Here is a 15,935-nt window from a genome sequence, read left to right on the forward strand (position 1 = left end):
CGATCGGATCAGACCAGCAGCTCGCCGTCGATCACCGTCACCGCGTGCCCGCTCAGCAGCGTGCGCGCACCGCGCAGTTCCGTACGCACCCGGCCGGAGCGGGACGACGCCTGGAGCCCGGTGAGGCCGGGGCGGCCGAGGCGCTCGGACCAGAAGGGGGCCAGCGCCGTGTGGGCGCTGCCGGTGACCGGGTCCTCGTCGACGCCGACGTTGGGGAAGAAGCAGCGGGAGACGTAGTCGTAGCCGCGGGCCGGGTCCTCGGCGCGGGCGGTGGCGATGACGCCGCGCTCGGAGTGGGCGGCCAGTGCCTCGAGGTCCGGGGTCAGGGCGCGGACCGTCTTCTCGTCGGCGACCTCCACCAGCAGGTCCCCGATGTTCGGCCCGGTGTCCAAAACCGTACGGGGCTCGGCGCCCAGGGCCTCGGCGACACCCGCCGGGGTCTCGACCGGTGTGAGGGGCGCGGTCGGGAAGTCCAGGGTGATCGAACCGTCCTCGCGCGGTGTCGCGGTCAGGACGCCGCTGCGGGTGGCGAACCGCACCGGCCCTTCGTGGGCGCCGGTGGTGTGCAGGACGTGGGCCGTGGCGAGCGTGGCGTGGCCGCACATCGCGACCTCGGTGGCCGGCGTGAACCAGCGCAGCGCCCAGTCCGCCTCGCCGCCCGTCGGCAGGCGGTGGGCGAACGCCGTCTCGGAGTGATTGACCTCCAGGGCGACCCGCTGGAGCCGGTCGTCGTCCGGGAAGGCGTCGAGGAGCAGGACCCCGGCGGGGTTGCCGGCGAAGGGGCGGTCGGTGAAGGCGTCGACGATTCGGATGCGCATGCCCCGACGCTAGAGCCCCGGCGAGGGCCGCGGACCAAGGCCAATTCCGGAGTGCTGGACCGCTTTTCGCGGGATCGGCGGGTCCGTCTCGTGCCCGGTCAGCGGCGGATCAGCCCGAGGGACGTCGCGGTGGCGACGGCGGCGGTGCGCGAGTCGACGCCGAGCTTGGCGTAGACGCGGGCCAGATGTGACTTGACGGTGCCCTCGGTGAGGTGGAGGCGGTCCCCGACGGCCTGGTTGGACAGGCCGCCGGCCACCAGCGCAAGCACCTCGGTCTCGCGTCGGGTCAGCGTGGTGCCGGGGGTGCGCAGCCGGTTCATGAGCCGGTCGGCGACGGCGGGGGCGAGGGCGGTGCGTCCGGCGGCGGCGGTGCGTACGGCGTCCGCGAGGTCCTCGGGCGGCGCGTCCTTGAGGAGGTAGCCCGTCGCCCCGGCCTCGATGGCGGGCAGGGTGTCGGCGTCGGAGTCGTACGTGGTGACGATCAGGACCCGCGGGGCCCCGGGGCGGGCGGCGATGGCGGCGGTGGCCTCGGCGCCGTTCATGCCCCTGCCGAATTGCAGGTCCATGAGCACGACGTCGACGTCCCCCCGCTCGGCGCGGGCGACGGCCTCCTCGGCGGTGGCCGCCTCGGCCACCACCAGCATGCCGGGCTCGGTCTCCAGTACGGCGCGCAGCCCGGCCCGCACCACGGGGTGGTCGTCGGCCAGGAGCAGGCGGATGGGGGTGTCGGTCACGGGCAGGCCTCGAGTTCGGTGGGCGGAGTGAGGGGCAGCCGGGCGGCCAGGGCGGTGCCGTGGCCGGGCGCGGACTCGATGGTCAGGGTGCCGCCGAGGGCGTCCAGCCGGGCCCGCATGGCGGCCAGGCCGAAGCCGCCCGCCTCGGGGTCGGCAGGGGGCGGCTCGGCGGGATCGAAGCCGCTGCCGTCGTCGACGACGTCGAGGGCGACCCGGTCGCCGAGGTGGCTGAGGGTGAGCTCGGCCGTGGTGGCGCCGGCGTGGCGGACGGTGTTGGCGAGGGCGGACTGCGCGACCCGCAGGAGGGCGACCTCGTGGGCGGTGGGCAGCGGCGCGGGGGTGCCGGTGGCCCGGAAGCGGGCGGTGATCCGGTGCCGGGCCGACGTCGTGGCGCACAGGCGTTCCAGGGCGCCGGCCAGGGTCGTGCCCTCCAGGGTGGGCGGGGTCAGGGCGGCGACGAAGCGGCGGGCCTCGGCCAGGTTGTCCACGGCGGCCTGCCGGGCCGCCACGACGTGTCCGGCGGCGGCGTCCGGCCGCCCCGGCAGGGCGCGCTCGGCGGCGCGCAGCAGCAACTGGATGCTGGACAGGCCCTGGGCGAGGGTGTCGTGGATCTCCCGGGCCAGCCGCTCGCGCTCGGCGAGCACCCCGGCGGTGTGCTGGGCGCGGGCGAGGTCGGCACGGGTGGCGGTGAGCTCCTCGATCAGGCGCCTGCGCCGCTCGCTCTCGCGGTACAGGGCCTGGTATCCCCACACCACCGCGACGGCGACGGCGGCACCGAGCGTGGGTCCGATCACCATGGCGGGACCGAAGGAGCCGGTGTGGGCGGCGTATCCGGCGACGGCGGCCACGGCGGTGAGGCTCACGGCGGCCAGGCCGGCCCGGCGCGACAGCAGGTGGAGCTGGAGGAAGTACAGCGGGAAGGCCACCCACACCGCCTCGGGGGAGAGCGCCAGCAGCACCAGCCATACGGCGCCCACGGCAGCCAGCCACCAGGCGGCGGCCCGCCGGACGAGCCGGACACGGGGCAGCACCGGCCCGGCCGCGTACGCCAGGCCGCACGCCGCCGCCACGGCGGCGATCGCCCCGGCGTGCGGCCGGCCGTCGGTCACGGCCCGGACGGCGACCAGGACGAGCAGACCGACGACCAGCAGGTGCAGGCACCAGGCCAGGGCGCGGGTGGTCGGAGTCAGGGCGGGGGCGGAAGGGCTCGCGGGGGCGGAAGGGTTCACAGTGCGTCCCAGGCTACGAAAGGCGGCGCCCGGCGGCCTCCGCCGAAAGGTACAACCCGCGTGCCGCCTTCCGGCCCGTGAAGTGCGGTCCTGCGCGGGACGCGCGGGCGGGGTGCCGACGGCGACGGTGGGGGCGTACCGCATCCACCTCTGGAAAGGACAGGCCGGGGCCGTGTTCGTCGCCTGGAGAGACCTCACCTTCGCCAAGGGGCGCTTCGCCCTGATGGGGACCGTCATCGTGCTGATCACCCTGCTGGTGGGACTGCTGTCCGGACTGACGGCGGGGCTCGGCCGGCAGAACACCTCCGCGATCACGGGACTGCCCGCCGACCGGATCGCCTTCCAGGTGCCCCGCGGCGGCGACCTGTCGTACGCCGACTCCACGGTCACCGAGCGGCAGTGGCGGCTGTGGTCCCGGGCCCCCGGCGTCGAGCGAGCCGAACCGCTCGGCATCACCACCACCAAGGCCACCGCGGGGGACCGGAGTACCGGCGTCTCCGCCTTCGGCGTGCGGCCCGGCTCCCGCCTCGCCCCCGACGGCGGCCGGATCGACGACGGCGCGGCGGTGCTGTCCACCACGGCCGCCGAGGACCTCGGCGTGCGGCCCGGCGACTCCTTCGCCCTCGCCGGGCAGCGGCTGAGCGTGGCCGCGGTGCGCGGCGACGCCTCCTTCAGCCACACCCCGGTCGTCTGGACCAGCCTGGACGTGTGGCGGAAGGCCGCTCCTCCCGACGACGACGGCGGCGGAGACGGTCCCACGGCCACCGTCATCGCGCTGAGCACCACCCACGGGGCCGACGTGGCGGCCGTCGACGAACAGGCCGGCACCAGGACGGTCACCACCGCCGACTCGCTGTCCGCGATCGGCTCCTACACCTCCGAGAACGGCTCTCTCCAGCTGATGCGCGGCTTCCTGTTCGCCATCTCCGCCCTCGTCGTCGGCGCCTTCTTCACCGTGTGGACCATCCAGCGCGGCGGTGACATCGCCGTCCTCAAGGCGCTCGGCGCCTCCACCGCCCATCTCCTCAAGGACGCCCTCGGCCAGGCCGTCGTCCTGCTGGTCGGCGGCACCCTCGTCGGCACCGGCCTCGCCGCCGCCCTTGGGGCGCTCGTCGCGGGCTCGGCCGTGCCCTTCCTCCTCACGCCCGCGACCGTCCTCGTCCCGGCCGCCGTGACGGTCCTCCTCGGCGCCCTCGGAGCCGCCCTGTCCATCCGCCGGATCACCTCCGTCGACCCGCTGACCGCCCTGGGGAGCGCCCGATGAGCCTGAACCTGACCGACGTGACCCTCACCTACCCCGACGGCGGGGAGCGCCTGACCGCGCTCGACCGGGTCAGCCTCCAGGTCCCCGGGGGCAGCCTGACCGCCGTGGTCGGCCCCTCCGGCTCGGGCAAGTCCAGCCTGCTGGCCGTCGCCGCCACCCTCATCGCACCCGACGCCGGGACCGTCACCGTGGACGGCACCCCCACCACCGGTCTGAGCCGCGGTGAGCTGACCACGCTGCGGCGCCGCCGGATCGGCATCGTCTTCCAGCAGGCCAACCTGCTGCCGTCGCTCACCGCGGTCGAGCAGTTGCAGGTCATGGCCGTGATCGACGGCCGCAGGCCGCGCTCGGCCCGGAGCCGGGCGATGGAGCTCCTGGACGCGGTCGGGCTGGCCGGCCAGGCGGGCCGCCGTCCCCATCAGCTCTCCGGCGGCCAGCGTCAGCGCGTCGCCCTCGCGCGGGCCCTGATGAACGACCCCACCGTCCTCCTGGTCGACGAACCCACCAGCGCCCTCGACCACGAACGCGGCGCCGCCGTCATCGACCTGATCGCCCGCCTCACCCACCACTGGGCGAGCGCCACCGTCCTGGTCACCCACGACCGGACCCACCTCACCGCCGTCGACCGGATCGCCGAGGTCCACGACGGCCGCCTCCGTCCGTCGGCAGACGCTTGCGCCGCGATACGTTCCGATATATCGTTGAGGCATCGCGACTGATCAACGACTGAATGGAGTGATGGCGATGCGTAACCACGGATACGAGCGTGGACACGGTGGACACGGCCCCGGCCCCGGAGAGGGCGGCGCGTTCGGGCCCTTCGGCCGCGGCGGCTTCGAGGGCCGGCGTGCGGCGTTCGGCCCCTTCGGGCCGGGCGGTCCCGGCGGCGGTCCCGGCGGTCCCTTCGGGCCGGGATTCGGCCAAGGGGGCCCCTGGGGCGGCCGAGGGCGCGGCGGGCCCAGGGGGAGGGCACGGCGGGGCGACGTGCGGGCGTCGATCCTGGCCCTCCTGAAGGACCGGCCGATGCACGGCTACGAGATGATCCAGGAGATCGCCGAGCGCAGCGGCGGGGCGTGGAAGCCCAGCCCCGGTTCGGTGTACCCCACCCTCCAGCTGCTGGAGGACGAGGGGCTGATCGCCAGTGAGAGCGAAGGCGGCAAGAAGCTCTTCGCGCTCACCGAGGCGGGCCGCACCGCGGCCGAGGAGGGTCCGGAGGCGCCCTGGGAGGAGGCCTCGCGGGGCGTCGACTGGGAGGCTCTCAACGACATCCGTCAGGCCGGTTTCGGGCTGATGGAGGCCTTCGGCCAGGTCTGGAAGACCGGCAGCAAGGAGCAGCGGGAGAAGGCGCTCGCCGTCATCGGCGACGCCCGCAAGAAGCTGTACCTGATCCTCGCCGACGAGGACTGACGGCGGACGGGTCCGACGAGGGCCGGCGCCGCCGAAAGCGACGCTTCCGAAAGAGGTGGCTCAAGGAGGTGCCCCGCGGAGTGGATCCGCGGGGCACCTCCGTGTGCGGAGCGCTCAGTCGACCCGCCGTATCACCGCCGCGTCGAAGACGTCCCACGCGCGCGGAAAGGTGCTCTCGTCGTGGCAGTGCCAGGCGTCCCAGAACAGGTCGGCGAGCAGCGCCTCCGCGGGGGCGTCCACCCGGTACACGTACTGCCTGCCGTCCACGGCGGGCAGTGCCACGAGCCAGCACCTGCTCCTCATGTCCCGGTTCGACCCGCGAGCAAGCGTTTCGGTTGCCCCGGGGGGCGCGCGGCAAGGCGGCGCGCGCCCGGCCGGCCGAAACGGCCTGATCTCATCCGCAAGGAGGAGATTCCGGCCCGGCGGGTCCACTCTGTGTGGGACGACGAAATGCTTCCCCTCGGGGATGACCGGGCCCCGCGGGACTGATGAGCTGGGAGATGTGCAACCCCGTATCCCCCGGCAGTCGGCCGGCGAGCAAGGCGGCCGGTGGCCGGACGGCACCGACCACGATGACCGGTTCAGCGCGGAACTGGCCTCGGCGGTCTCCGGCGCCCGCCGCCGGGCGGTGCGGGACGGGGACCGGCAGATCGACACGGCCCATCTGCTGCACTCGCTGCTGGAGTGCGACGCGGAGGCCCGTGAGCTGCTCGGCGACGGACCACGGATCGCCCGCGTCCTCGGCTACCTGGTGCAGCGCAGCATCGGCTACGGCCTGCGCTGGCAGAGTTCCGTGGAGGACTCCGGCGCCGTCCCCGTGGTGACCGGCGCCGCCGGGTTCTCCCCGCCGGCCGCGGCGGCCATGGAGGACGCCTGTGCCCGCGCCGCCCGTCGCGGAGCCATCCGGGCCGGTGGCGTGGACCTGCTCGCCGCCCTGGTCGCGGACCCGCGGACCCGCGCCGTCGAGGTGCTGGCCCGTGCCGCCGTCGAACCGCACGCCGTGCTCGCCCGGGTGGAGAGCCATTTCGAGGCGACCCCCTGAAGTCCCGCCCGTTCCTCCCGCCCCAAGGTGCCACTCGGCCGTCCAGTCGGTGAGACAGGTGTCATTGGGGGTGACGGTCATGTCGACCCCTGTCATCATGTGCCGGTGCATACGTCTGACAGCGCTCACGGCAGCCGCGGCAAGGGCACCGGGCTCGGCCTGGCACTGGCCTCCGCGGTCGCCTTCGGAGGATCCGGAGTCGCGGCCAAGCCGCTGATCGAGGCCGGACTCGATCCGCTCCACGTGGTCTGGCTGCGGGTGGCCGGCGCGGCCCTGGTGATGCTGCCGCTCGCCGTGCGCCACCGCGCGCTGCCGCGCCGCCGCCCCGCCCTCGTCGCCGGGTACGGCCTGCTCGCCGTGGCCGGTGTGCAGGCCTGCTACTTCGCGGCCATCTCCCGCATCCCGGTGGGCGTCGCGCTGCTCGTCGAGTACCTGGCGCCCGCCCTGGTCCTCGGCTGGGTGCGGTTCGTGCAGCGGCGGCCGGTCACGCGGGCCGCCGCGGTCGGCGTGGTCCTGGCGGTCGGCGGCCTCGCCTGCGTGGTCGAGGTCTGGTCGGGGCTGGGCTTCGACGCGCTCGGACTGCTGCTCGCCCTCGGCGCCGCCTGCTGCCAGGTCGGCTACTTCGTCCTGTCCGACCAGGGCAGCGACGCCGGCGACGAGGCGCCCGATCCGCTCGGCGTCATCGCCTACGGCCTGCTCGTCGGCGCCGCCGTGCTCACCCTCGTCGCCCGGCCCTGGTCCATGGACTGGTCCGTGCTCGGCGGCACCGCCCCCATGGACGGCACCCCCGTCGCCGCCGCCCTGCTGCTGGCCTGGGTCGTACTCATCGCCACCGTGCTCGCCTACGTCACCGGCATCGTCGCCGTGCGCCGGCTGTCGCCGCAGGTCGCCGGAGTCGTGGCCTGCCTCGAAGCGGTCATCGCGACCGTGCTGGCCTGGGTGCTGCTCGGCGAGCACCTCTCCGCCCCGCAGATCGTCGGCGGCGTCGTGGTGCTGGCCGGCGCCTTCATCGCCCAGTCCTCGACCCCGGCGAAGGGCTCCGCGGACCCGGTGGCCAGTGGCGGGCCCGAAAGGGAGTTGTCGAGCCGGGGGACGGCGACCTAGGGTGCGGATCATGCATTCCGACGCACTCGTCCTCCCGCCTCCGGCCGCCTGAGGCGGGCCCCTGTGACCAGCCCGGCGCGCTGTCGCCGGGCCGGACGGTGCTGCCCGCAGACGAAGGTCCCCGCGTCCCGGTCGTTCCAGGACGCTCCGAACTTTCCGCGCCTCGTGCGCGTCTGCGGAGAGAACTCGTGTCGAATGCCGTCTCCGGCCTGCCCGTCGGGCGTGGCCTCCTCTATCTGATCGTCGCCGGTGTCGCCTGGGGCACCGCCGGTGCCGCCGCCTCGCTGGTCTACCGCGCCAGCGACATGGGCCCCGTCGCGCTGTCGTTCTGGCGGTGCGCGGCGGGGCTCGTGCTGCTGCTCGCCGCCCGCCCGCTGAGCCGGCGGGTGCGCCCGGCCGTCCGTGAACCGTTCGCCCGCAAGGCGCTGCGGGCCGTCATCACCGGTCTGGGGCTCGCGGTGTTCCAGACCGCCTACTTCGCCGCCGTGCAGTCCACCGGTCTCGCCGTGGCCACCGTCGTCACCCTCGGCGCGGGGCCCGTGCTGATCGCCCTCGGCGCGCGCCTCGCCCTCGGTGAGCACCTGGGGTCGGGCGGCGCCGCGGCGGTCGTCGGCGCGCTCGCCGGGCTCGTGGTGCTCGTCCTCGGCGGCGGGGGTACGACCGTCCGCCTGCCGGGTGTGCTCCTCGCGCTGCTGTCCGCCGTCGGGTACTCGGTGATGACGCTGCTCACCCGCTGGTGGGGGCGGGACGGCGGGGCGGACGCGGCCGGCACGTCGGTGGGGGCGTTCGCCGTCACGAGCCTGTGCCTGCTGCCGCTCGCGCTGGTCGAGGGCCTGGTGCCGCACACCGCCGAACCGGTCCAGCTCCTGTGGCTCCTCGCGTACGTCGCCGCCGTCCCGACCGCGCTCGCCTACGGGCTGTACTTCGCCGGTGCGGCCGTCGTCCGGTCCGCGACCGTCTCCGTGATCATGCTCCTGGAGCCGGTCAGCGCCGCGGCGCTCGCCGTCCTGCTGCTCGGCGAACACCTCACGGCGGCGACCCTGGCGGGCACGCTGCTGATGCTCGGCTCGGTCGCGGGGCTCGCGGTGGCGGAGACACGGGCGGCACGGGACGCGCGGACGCGGCCCGCGCCCGCGTGACGGCGGGAGCCCCTCCCGAGGCAGGTCGATGCCGTAGATGGTGATGCGGTTGGGCCCCGCGCCCCCGGCGCGGGCCGGTGTCACCCGGCCGACAGGTAGTCGGGCAGCGCCGTCCCGGGCGCCAGGTCCGGGTCGGCGACCGGAGCCCCGTACCCCTTGCGCAGCGGGACGAGACCGGCCCAGTGCGGGAGGGCGAGGTCCTCCGGCTCGTCGTTCACCCCGCCGGTGCGGAGCTTGGCGGAGACCTCGTCCAGGTCGAGGCGGATCACTGCGGTGGCGGCCAGCTCCTTCTTGTCGGCCGGCCGCGAGTCGCGGGAGCGGCCCGGGACGACGTGGTCGACCAGGGCGTCCAGGGCCGTGCGCCGCTCCTCGGGGTCCGTCACCTCGTACGCCGTGCCGTGCACCACCACCGACCGGTAGTTGATGGAGTGGTGGAAGGCCGAGCGGGCCAGCACCAGCGCGTCCACGTGCGTCACCGTCAGGCAGACCGGCAGCCCCGGGTCGGTCGCGCCCGTCATCCGCAGCGGACGCGAGCCCGTCGAGCCGTGCACGTAGAGCCGCTCGCCCACCCGGCCGTACAGCGTCGGCAGGACCACCGGGGCGCCGTCGCGGACGAAGCCGAGATGGCAGACGTAGCCCTCGTCGAGTATCGAGTGCACCAGCTCCCTGTCGTAGGACGCCCGGTCCGGGGAGCGGGTGGGGACGGTGCGGTCGGTGGGCGGGTAGGTGCCGGTCGGCTGCGACGGTGTCCCCGTGGTCCCCTGCATGACACTCTCCATTGCACTAGTGCATAATTGTCTTTGTGCTAGGAGAGTATCGGATCACAGGGCGGGGCGCAGCGGAGATTTCCGCGAGCGTCGAGCGTGCGGTGGGCTCGGGAGAACTGCGGCCGGGGCAACCCCTGCCGCCGATGCGGGAGCTGGCCGAGCGCCTCGGGGTGAACCCGAACACCGTCGCCGCCGCCTACCGCACCCTGCGGGAACGCGGGGTCATCGAGACGGCCGGGCGGCGGGGCAGCCGGGTGCGCGCGATGCCGGCCACCACCGGGCGGGAGTTCATCCGCGTCGAGGTGCCCGCGGGGGTGCGCGACGTGTCCGACGGCAATCCGGACCCGGCGCTGCTGCCCGCGCTGGGCCCGGTCTTCGCCGCGGCGGCCGGGCAGGGCGACCGCGAACCGGTGCTGTACGGGCACGCGCCCGTGGACCCAAAGCTGGCCCGCGTCGCGCGGGCCGAACTGGACGCGGACGGTGTGCCGGACGGGCCGGTGGTGGTGACGTCCGGCTCGCTGGACGCGATGGAGCGGGTCCTCGGGGCCCACCTCAAGCCCGGCGACGCCGTCGCCGTCGAGGATCCCGGCTGGGGCAGCCTCCTCGACCTGGTGCCGGCGCTCGGCCTGCGCACGGTCCCCGTCGGCGTCGACGACCAGGGGCCGCTGCCCGAGGACGTGCGCCGGGTCCTCGCGGCCGGCGCCCGCGCCCTGGTGGTCACGGACCGCGCGCAGAACCCGACGGGCGCCGCCGTGGGCCCGGCACGCGCGCGTGCCCTGCGGTCCGTCCTGCGCGACCACCCCGGGACGCTGCTCATCGAGGACGACCACGGCCACGGCATCGTCGACCTCCCGCTGCACCCGCTCGCCGGTACGACCCGCAGCTGGGCCTTCGTCCGCTCCGCCGCCAAGGCCTGCGGTCCCGACCTGCGGCTCGCCGTGCTCACCGGCGACGTCGTCACGCTCGACCGGGTGCGCGGGCGGCAGCGGCTCGGCCCCGGCTGGGTCAGCCGCATCACCCAGCGGGCGGTGGCCCGGCTGTGGGCCGACGGCGCGGTGGACGCCCGCGCCGTGGCGGGGGTGTACGGGCGGCGCCGGGACGCGCTCCTCGGTGCCCTGGCCGAGCACGGGGTCACCGGGCAGGGGCGCAGCGGCATGAACGTGTGGATCCCGGTGCCGGACGAGACCGGTGCCGTGGCCCGGCTCCTGCACGCCGGGTGGGCCGTGGCCCCCGGCGCCCGCTTCCGGCTGGCCGCGCCGCCCGGCATCCGGATCACCGTCTCGACGCTGGGGGAGGAGGCCGGACCGCTGGCGGCGGCGGTCGCGGCGGCGGTGGGGCCGGGCGCGGGGCCGCCCCGGAGCTACGTCTGAGCCGGGCTGCTCCTCAGGCCCGGGACCCTTGGCGTCGGGCTGCTCCTCAGGCCCGGGACCCTTGGCGTCGGGCTGCTCCTCAGACCCGGGACCCTTGGCGTGCCCCCGACGGCGACGCCCGGCGCGCCGGTGCGGGCGTGTGCCCGTCGCGGTCGGCCCTGGGGCGGGACTGGGTCAGTGCCGCCCCGGCCAGGACGACGGCCGCGCCGAGGGGTGTCGACCAGGACAGCGACTCGCCGAGCAGCGCGACGCCCGCTGCCGTGGCGATGACCGGCGTGAAGTAGGTGACCATCTGGGCGGTCGTCGGGCCGATCTCGGCGACCAGGTCGTACTGGATCAGGAAGGCCAGCCCGGTGCCGAGGACGCCCAGGGCCGCGACCGCCAGCAGCGGGAGCAACGGGAAGCTGGTCGGCACCGAGGTGAACAGCGGTGTCACGACCGCCAGTTGCAGGGTGGCCAGGCCCAGCTGGGCGCCGGTCAGCGACAGGTGGGAGTGGCTGGAGCCGGCCAGGGTGCGGCGGACGTAGATCCAGCCGACCGGGTAGCTGAACGAGGCCAGCAGGGCCAGCGCCGTGCCCGTGACGTCGAGGCCGTGGAAGCCCTGCCAGACGCCCAGCACCGTCAGGACGCCGAGGAAACCGATGCCGAGACCGGCCACCCGGCGGCGCGTCGGACGGTCCTCGGACAGGGCGACCAGCGACAGGGCCATGCCCCACAGCGGCGAGGTCGCGTTGCAGATGCCCGCCAGCGACGACGGGATGGTCAGCTCCGAGAAGGCGAACAGGGAGAACGGCAGCGCGTTGAGGAGGAATCCGGCGACCATGAGATGCACCCACGTCCACGCGCCGCGCGGAAGCCGCTCCCGCTTCACCGCCATCGCCGCGGCGACCACCGCCGTGCCGAACGCCAGCCGTCCGAGCGTGACCTGGAACGGGGCGAAGCTCTCGGTGCCCACCTTCATGAAGAGGAAGCTGAAACCCCAGACGAGGGAGAGGGCCCCGAACCGCAGCCGCCAGTCGAGGACACGGCGGGCCGGGGAGGGGACGGATGGGGACGCGGCGCTGCTGCTCATGCAGGCAACGATGAAGCAGCACACCTCGTAGCACAATCGAGATTTCGCACGGAATATCTCGTAGCATCGCTTACATGTTGAACCTGGAGCGCCTGCGGACCCTCGACGCCTTCGCCCGGCACGGATCGGTCAGCGGCGCCGCGGCCGGACTGCACATCACCACCTCGGCCGTCTCGCAGCAGATGGCCAAGCTGGAGCGCGAAGCCGGTCAGCGGCTGCTCGCCAAGAACGGGCGGGGCGTGCGCCTCACGGACGCCGGCCGGCTGCTCGCCGAGCACGCGGCCCGTATCCTCTCCCAGGTCGAGCTGGCCCAGGCGGACCTGGAGGCGCAGCGCGGCCAGGTGGCGGGCGAGCTGCGGTTGTCGGCGTTCCCGACGGCCGCCCGCGGACTCTTCCCCGCCGCGCTGGCCACCTTGCGCACCGAGCACCCCGCGCTGCGCATCCGCTCCTCGGAGCTGGAGCCGGAGCGCGGCATCAACGGCGTGGTCCGCGGCGACCTGGACCTGGCCGTCGTGCTCGACTGGTACAACAAGCCGATGCCGCTGCCCGACGGCCTGGTCAAGGCCCCGCTCCTGGACGATCCCGCCGACGTCGCCATGCCCGTCGGCCACCGGCTCGCCGGCCGGGACGAGGTGGACCTCGCCGAGTTCGCCGAGGACGAGTGGATCACGTGGGGCGAGGGCGAGTTCTGCCACGAGTGGCTGATGTTCACGCTGCGTTCGAAAGGCATCGAGCCGATCGTCGGCCACCGCGCCGCCGAGACCCACACCCAGCTCGGGCTGGTCGCCGCGGGGCTCGGCGTGTGCATCGCGCCCCTGCTCGGGCGCCACCCGATGCCCGCCGCCGTGGTCACCGTGCCGCTGAGGCAGCGGGTGCGCCGGCACGTGTACGTGGTCTGGCGCGCGGACGCCGACCGCCGCCCGTCGATCCGGGCGGCGGTGGACGCGCTGCGGGCCACGGCGCGGGAGGTGGGCGAGGCGGGGTGAGCGACCGGGGGCGGGGGAGGTGCCCGGCGGCGGGCCGCCGGGCCGCCGCCGGGCCCGCCGGGGCTATCCGGACGCCAGCTTGCGGAAGTCCCAGGAGACGACCTTCTCCGGCGTCAGCCGCAGCCAGGCGTGCCGGCCGTCGTGCGGCATCTCCTGGAGGCCGAAGTTCTTGCGGGCGAACAGCGTCTCCGGGAAGTCGAGTTCCGCGCACAGCCGACCGGTGCGCGGCGCCTCGCCCACGAACTCCACCCGGCCGGACAGCTCCGCGCCCCGCAACTCGTCGTACTCCTCACCGGTGTCCACGACGATCGCCACCCGCGGATCGCGCCGCAGGTCCGTCCAGCGACGGCTGCGCACGACCGAGTACAGCCACATCGAGGCACCGTCCCAGACGAACCAGAGCGTGCTCACGTGCGGGGCGCCGTCGGCCGAGACGGTGGCGACCCGGCAGGTGCGCTGGGTGGTGAGGAAGGCCTCCAGTTCGCCGGGGGTCATCATGATCCTGCGCCCCCGGCGCTGCGCCACGGTCATCCGGCCAGCCGGATCGAGTCCCCGCTGACCGTGATCTGCACGGCGGGCAGCGGCTTGGGCGCGGGACCGCCCTGCACACTGCCGTCGGTGATCGAGAAACTGCTGTTGTGGCACGGGCAGTTGATGAGACCGTCGGCCACGCTCCGCACGGCGCAGCCCTGATGGGTGCAGGTGGCGGAGAACGCCTTGAAGTCGCCCGCCGCGGGCTGGGTCACCACCACCTTCTGGTCGGGGAAGACCTTCCCGCCGCCCTCGGGTATGTCGGCCGTCGCCGCGAGGGCGGCCCCCGCGGCCCCCGCGTTCTCCCCGCCGCCCGAACCGCCGCCGCCCGCCTCCTGGGAGGGGCTGCCGGAGGGAGCGGTGCCGGTGTCGCCGGACGCGTCGTCGTCCGAACCTCCGCAGGCGGCCAGCACGGCGCCGAGAGACGCCGCTCCGGCCGCCGCCACGACGGTACGACGGGCCGGTCCCGTTGCGGGATGAAACGATGCGCTGGTCATGCTGGGTTCCCTTCCGGGGTGGATGCGTGATGATCTGCCGAGAGGTACGGCCCCGCGGCACGCGTTGTTCAGCGCCGGCGGCCGTCCACGGCCGACGGGCCGCCGAGCGGTTCCGCGCGCACCTGGACGCGTCGTACCGGGCGCCGCAATTACTTGCGTGTCCGTGCCGGTGACACCCGGATAGGCGCGCGCCGGGCCGGTGCCTAAGTTCCCTTCCACGAGACACCGTCGCACCGATCCGCGCCCCGGGGGCGTGGACGGCGCGAAAGGTGACGCGAGCCATGACCACGAATTGTCATGCGCGCTACATCCTCACGCACCGCATCCCCATGCACCGCATCCCCACGGAGACGCCCATGAAGCTCGTGAAGTTCGACGTCCGCCTACGGGGGCTGCTCGCCGCCGGCGCCGCCTCCGCCCTGCTCGTGGGCGCCGCGGCCACCAGCGGAGCAGCGGCCCCCGTACCGCCCGACGACGGCGCCCGCATCGTCGGTGCCGACCGCGCCGGAGCCGTCGAGGGCTCCTACATCGTCACGCTGAAGGACAGCGTCGCCAGAGCCGACATACCCGCCTCGGCCAAGGCGCTGACCAAGCGTCACGGGGGCAGCCTGCGCTACACCTACACCACTGCCCTGCGCGGCTTCGCGGTGCACATGACGGAGCGGCGGGCCGAGGAACTCGCCGCCGACCCGTCGGTCGCCCGCGTCGAGGCCGACGCCGCGGCCTACGCGGTCGGCACCCAGCCCAACCCGCCCTCGTGGGGTCTGGACCGCATCGACCAGCGCGATCTGCCGGTCGACCGCTCCTACACCTACCCCGACGGAGCCTCCGGCGTCACCGCCTACGTCGTCGACACCGGCGTCCGCCTCAGCCACCACGACTTCGGCGGCCGCGCGGTCAGCGGCTACGACTTCATCGACGACGACTCCAACGCCTCCGACTGCCAGGGGCACGGCACCCACGTGGCCGGCACCGTCGGCGGTGCCGCTCACGGCGTCGCGAAGGACGTCCGGCTGGTCAGTGTGCGGGTGCTCAACTGCCAGGGCACCTCGGGCAACACCTGGGCGCCGGTCCTCGCGGGCATCGACTGGGTCACCAAGAACGCCGACGGCCCCTCGGTGGCCAACATGAGCATCGGCGGCGGCCGGACCCAGTCCGTCAACGACGCCGTCGCCGCCTCCATCGCCTCGGGCGTCACCTGGGTGGTCGCGGCCGGCAACAACAACGCCGACGCCTGCTCCTACTCGCCCTCGTCCACCCCGGCGGCCGTCACCGTCGGCGCCACCGACAGCCGTGACGCCCGCGCCAGCGGCTGGTCCAACGGACAGGGCTCCAACTACGGCTCCTGCCTGGACATCTTCGCCCCCGGCGACAACATCGTCTCCGCCTCCAACGCGGGCGACTCCGCCTCCCGCGCCGACAGCGGCACCTCGATGGCCTCCCCGCACGTCGCCGGTGCCGCCGCCCTGCTGCTGTCGGCCCACCCGGACTGGTCCCCCGCCCAGGTCCGCGAACGACTGGTCGCCGACGCCACGTCCGGCAAGGTGACCGACCCCCGCAACGGGTCACCCAACCGCCTGCTGTTCACCGGCACCGGTGGCGACACCCCGCCGCCCTCCGACGGCGAGCGGTTCGAGAACACCGACGACTACCCGATCCGGGACGGGGCCACCGTCGAAGCGCCCCTCGCGGTCACCGGCATCAGCGGCAACGCGCCCGCCGACCTCGCCGTCACCGTCGACATCCGCCACACCTACCGCGGCGACGTCCGGGTCGAGTTGGTCGCCCCCGACGGCGATGTCCTCCTGCTGAAGGACTACGGCGCCTACGACAGCGCGGACGACGTCCGGGGCACGGTCGCCGTCGACGCCTCCGGCGCCCCCGCGAACGGCACCTGGAAGCTCCGGGTGACCGACAACTGGGTCAACGACACCGGCTACGTCAACGCCTGGTCGCTCCAGTTCTGAGCCGCCCG

Annotated in this window: 17 protein-coding genes; 9 read left to right on the forward strand and 8 right to left on the reverse strand. The window is 74.6% G+C overall.

The features are described from left to right. Positions 1–8: 8 nt before the first annotated feature. The 3 genes from B9W62_RS32510 to B9W62_RS32520 all read right to left on the reverse strand — a co-directional run bounded on the left by B9W62_RS32510 (position 9) and on the right by B9W62_RS32520 (position 2,781). Positions 9–818, reverse strand: coding sequence for a PhzF family phenazine biosynthesis protein (locus tag B9W62_RS32510; protein ID WP_087810488.1), 810 nt, complete (start codon positions 816–818; stop codon positions 9–11). Positions 819–916: 98 nt separating this feature from the next. Continuing rightward, on the reverse strand, positions 917–1,552 hold the full coding sequence (locus tag B9W62_RS32515) for a response regulator (protein WP_087810489.1): 636 nt from the start codon (positions 1,550–1,552) through the stop codon (positions 917–919). Continuing rightward, a complete protein-coding gene (locus B9W62_RS32520) occupies positions 1,549–2,781 on the reverse strand; it encodes a sensor histidine kinase (RefSeq protein ID WP_256976658.1) in 1,233 nt (410 codons plus the stop codon). Before B9W62_RS32520 ends, B9W62_RS32515 begins: the two co-directional genes overlap by 4 nt. A 172-nt stretch (positions 2,782–2,953) precedes the next feature. Between B9W62_RS32520 and B9W62_RS32525 the strand changes: the two genes are divergently transcribed. The 3 genes from B9W62_RS32525 to B9W62_RS32535 are packed head-to-tail and all read left to right on the forward strand — an operon-like array spanning position 2,954 to position 5,452. Further along, the gene (locus B9W62_RS32525; RefSeq protein WP_087810491.1) at positions 2,954–4,045 is read left to right on the forward strand and encodes an ABC transporter permease; all 1,092 of its coding nucleotides are present in this window, start codon (positions 2,954–2,956) and stop codon (positions 4,043–4,045) included. Beyond that, on the forward strand, positions 4,042–4,764 hold the full coding sequence (locus B9W62_RS32530) for an ABC transporter ATP-binding protein (RefSeq protein ID WP_087810492.1): 723 nt from the start codon (positions 4,042–4,044) through the stop codon (positions 4,762–4,764). Before B9W62_RS32525 ends, B9W62_RS32530 begins: the two co-directional genes overlap by 4 nt. Positions 4,765–4,789: 25 nt before the next feature. After that, the gene (locus B9W62_RS32535) at positions 4,790–5,452 is read left to right on the forward strand and encodes a PadR family transcriptional regulator (protein WP_087812197.1); all 663 of its coding nucleotides are present in this window, start codon (positions 4,790–4,792) and stop codon (positions 5,450–5,452) included. Positions 5,453–5,566: 114 nt separating this feature from the next. On the opposite strand, the gene B9W62_RS32540 is transcribed toward B9W62_RS32535, so the two are convergent. Continuing rightward, positions 5,567–5,734: a hypothetical protein gene (locus B9W62_RS32540; protein ID WP_087810493.1), complete on the reverse strand. Its 168-nt coding sequence runs from the start codon at positions 5,732–5,734 to the stop codon at positions 5,567–5,569. Between the two features lie 220 nt (positions 5,735–5,954). Here B9W62_RS32540 and B9W62_RS32545 point away from each other — a divergent pair, with 220 nt between their 5' ends. From B9W62_RS32545 to B9W62_RS32555, 3 genes are all read left to right on the forward strand, one after another. Continuing rightward, on the forward strand, positions 5,955–6,494 hold the full coding sequence (locus B9W62_RS32545) for a Clp protease N-terminal domain-containing protein (protein WP_087810494.1): 540 nt from the start codon (positions 5,955–5,957) through the stop codon (positions 6,492–6,494). Positions 6,495–6,593: 99 nt separating this feature from the next. After that, positions 6,594–7,598: an EamA family transporter gene (locus tag B9W62_RS32550; protein WP_087810495.1), complete on the forward strand. Its 1,005-nt coding sequence runs from the start codon at positions 6,594–6,596 to the stop codon at positions 7,596–7,598. Between the two features lie 188 nt (positions 7,599–7,786). Beyond that, on the forward strand, positions 7,787–8,737 hold the full coding sequence (locus B9W62_RS32555; RefSeq protein WP_087810496.1) for a DMT family transporter: 951 nt from the start codon (positions 7,787–7,789) through the stop codon (positions 8,735–8,737). Positions 8,738–8,817: 80 nt separating this feature from the next. On the opposite strand, the gene B9W62_RS32560 is transcribed toward B9W62_RS32555, so the two are convergent. After that, the gene (locus B9W62_RS32560; RefSeq protein ID WP_087810497.1) at positions 8,818–9,504 is read right to left on the reverse strand and encodes a pyridoxamine 5'-phosphate oxidase family protein; all 687 of its coding nucleotides are present in this window, start codon (positions 9,502–9,504) and stop codon (positions 8,818–8,820) included. Between the two features lie 35 nt (positions 9,505–9,539). Here B9W62_RS32560 and B9W62_RS32565 point away from each other — a divergent pair, with 35 nt between their 5' ends. Then, positions 9,540–10,874, forward strand: coding sequence for an aminotransferase class I/II-fold pyridoxal phosphate-dependent enzyme (locus B9W62_RS32565; protein WP_087810498.1), 1,335 nt, complete (start codon positions 9,540–9,542; stop codon positions 10,872–10,874). A gap of 79 nt (positions 10,875–10,953) precedes the next feature. On the opposite strand, the gene B9W62_RS32570 is transcribed toward B9W62_RS32565, so the two are convergent. Continuing rightward, positions 10,954–11,946, reverse strand: coding sequence for a DMT family transporter (locus B9W62_RS32570; RefSeq protein WP_179235786.1), 993 nt, complete (start codon positions 11,944–11,946; stop codon positions 10,954–10,956). Positions 11,947–12,020: 74 nt separating this feature from the next. On the opposite strand from B9W62_RS32570, the gene B9W62_RS32575 reads away from it, so the two are divergent. Then, the gene (locus B9W62_RS32575; protein WP_087810500.1) at positions 12,021–12,932 is read left to right on the forward strand and encodes a LysR family transcriptional regulator; all 912 of its coding nucleotides are present in this window, start codon (positions 12,021–12,023) and stop codon (positions 12,930–12,932) included. A gap of 63 nt (positions 12,933–12,995) precedes the next feature. On the opposite strand, the gene B9W62_RS32580 is transcribed toward B9W62_RS32575, so the two are convergent. Then, positions 12,996–13,463 (reverse strand): pyridoxamine 5'-phosphate oxidase family protein, encoded by a 468-nt coding sequence (locus B9W62_RS32580; RefSeq protein ID WP_179235787.1) that lies wholly within the window; start codon positions 13,461–13,463, stop codon positions 12,996–12,998. Further along, on the reverse strand, positions 13,460–13,960 hold the full coding sequence (locus B9W62_RS32585; protein ID WP_087810501.1) for a Rieske (2Fe-2S) protein: 501 nt from the start codon (positions 13,958–13,960) through the stop codon (positions 13,460–13,462). The genes B9W62_RS32580 and B9W62_RS32585 overlap by 4 nt, the downstream gene beginning before the upstream one ends. 356 nt (positions 13,961–14,316) lie before the next feature. On the opposite strand from B9W62_RS32585, the gene B9W62_RS32590 reads away from it, so the two are divergent. After that, the gene (locus tag B9W62_RS32590; protein WP_087810502.1) at positions 14,317–15,927 is read left to right on the forward strand and encodes a S8 family peptidase; all 1,611 of its coding nucleotides are present in this window, start codon (positions 14,317–14,319) and stop codon (positions 15,925–15,927) included. Positions 15,928–15,935 lie beyond the last annotated feature (8 nt).

It is taken from the genome of Streptomyces sp. CS113, assembly GCF_002188365.1.
GTDB lineage: Bacteria > Actinomycetota > Actinomycetes > Streptomycetales > Streptomycetaceae > Streptomyces > Streptomyces tendae.

Bases quoted from the DNA above. Each gene is read 5' to 3' on its own strand.
- B9W62_RS32560 (WP_087810497.1), bottom strand. From the start codon at position 9,504: ATGCAGGGGACCACGGGGACACCGTCGCAGCCGACCGGCACCTACCCG.
- B9W62_RS32570 (WP_179235786.1), bottom strand. From the start codon at position 11,946: ATGAGCAGCAGCGCCGCGTCCCCATCCGTCCCCTCCCCGGCCCGCCGT.
- B9W62_RS32510 (WP_087810488.1), bottom strand. From the start codon at position 818: ATGCGCATCCGAATCGTCGACGCCTTCACCGACCGCCCCTTCGCCGGC.
- B9W62_RS32530 (WP_087810492.1), top strand. From the start codon at position 4,042: ATGAGCCTGAACCTGACCGACGTGACCCTCACCTACCCCGACGGCGGG.
- B9W62_RS32590 (WP_087810502.1), top strand. From the start codon at position 14,317: ATGAAGCTCGTGAAGTTCGACGTCCGCCTACGGGGGCTGCTCGCCGCC.
- B9W62_RS32580 (WP_179235787.1), bottom strand. From the start codon at position 13,463: ATGACCGTGGCGCAGCGCCGGGGGCGCAGGATCATGATGACCCCCGGC.
- B9W62_RS32575 (WP_087810500.1), top strand. From the start codon at position 12,021: ATGTTGAACCTGGAGCGCCTGCGGACCCTCGACGCCTTCGCCCGGCAC.
- B9W62_RS32535 (WP_087812197.1), top strand. From the start codon at position 4,790: ATGCGTAACCACGGATACGAGCGTGGACACGGTGGACACGGCCCCGGC.
- B9W62_RS32585 (WP_087810501.1), bottom strand. From the start codon at position 13,960: ATGACCAGCGCATCGTTTCATCCCGCAACGGGACCGGCCCGTCGTACC.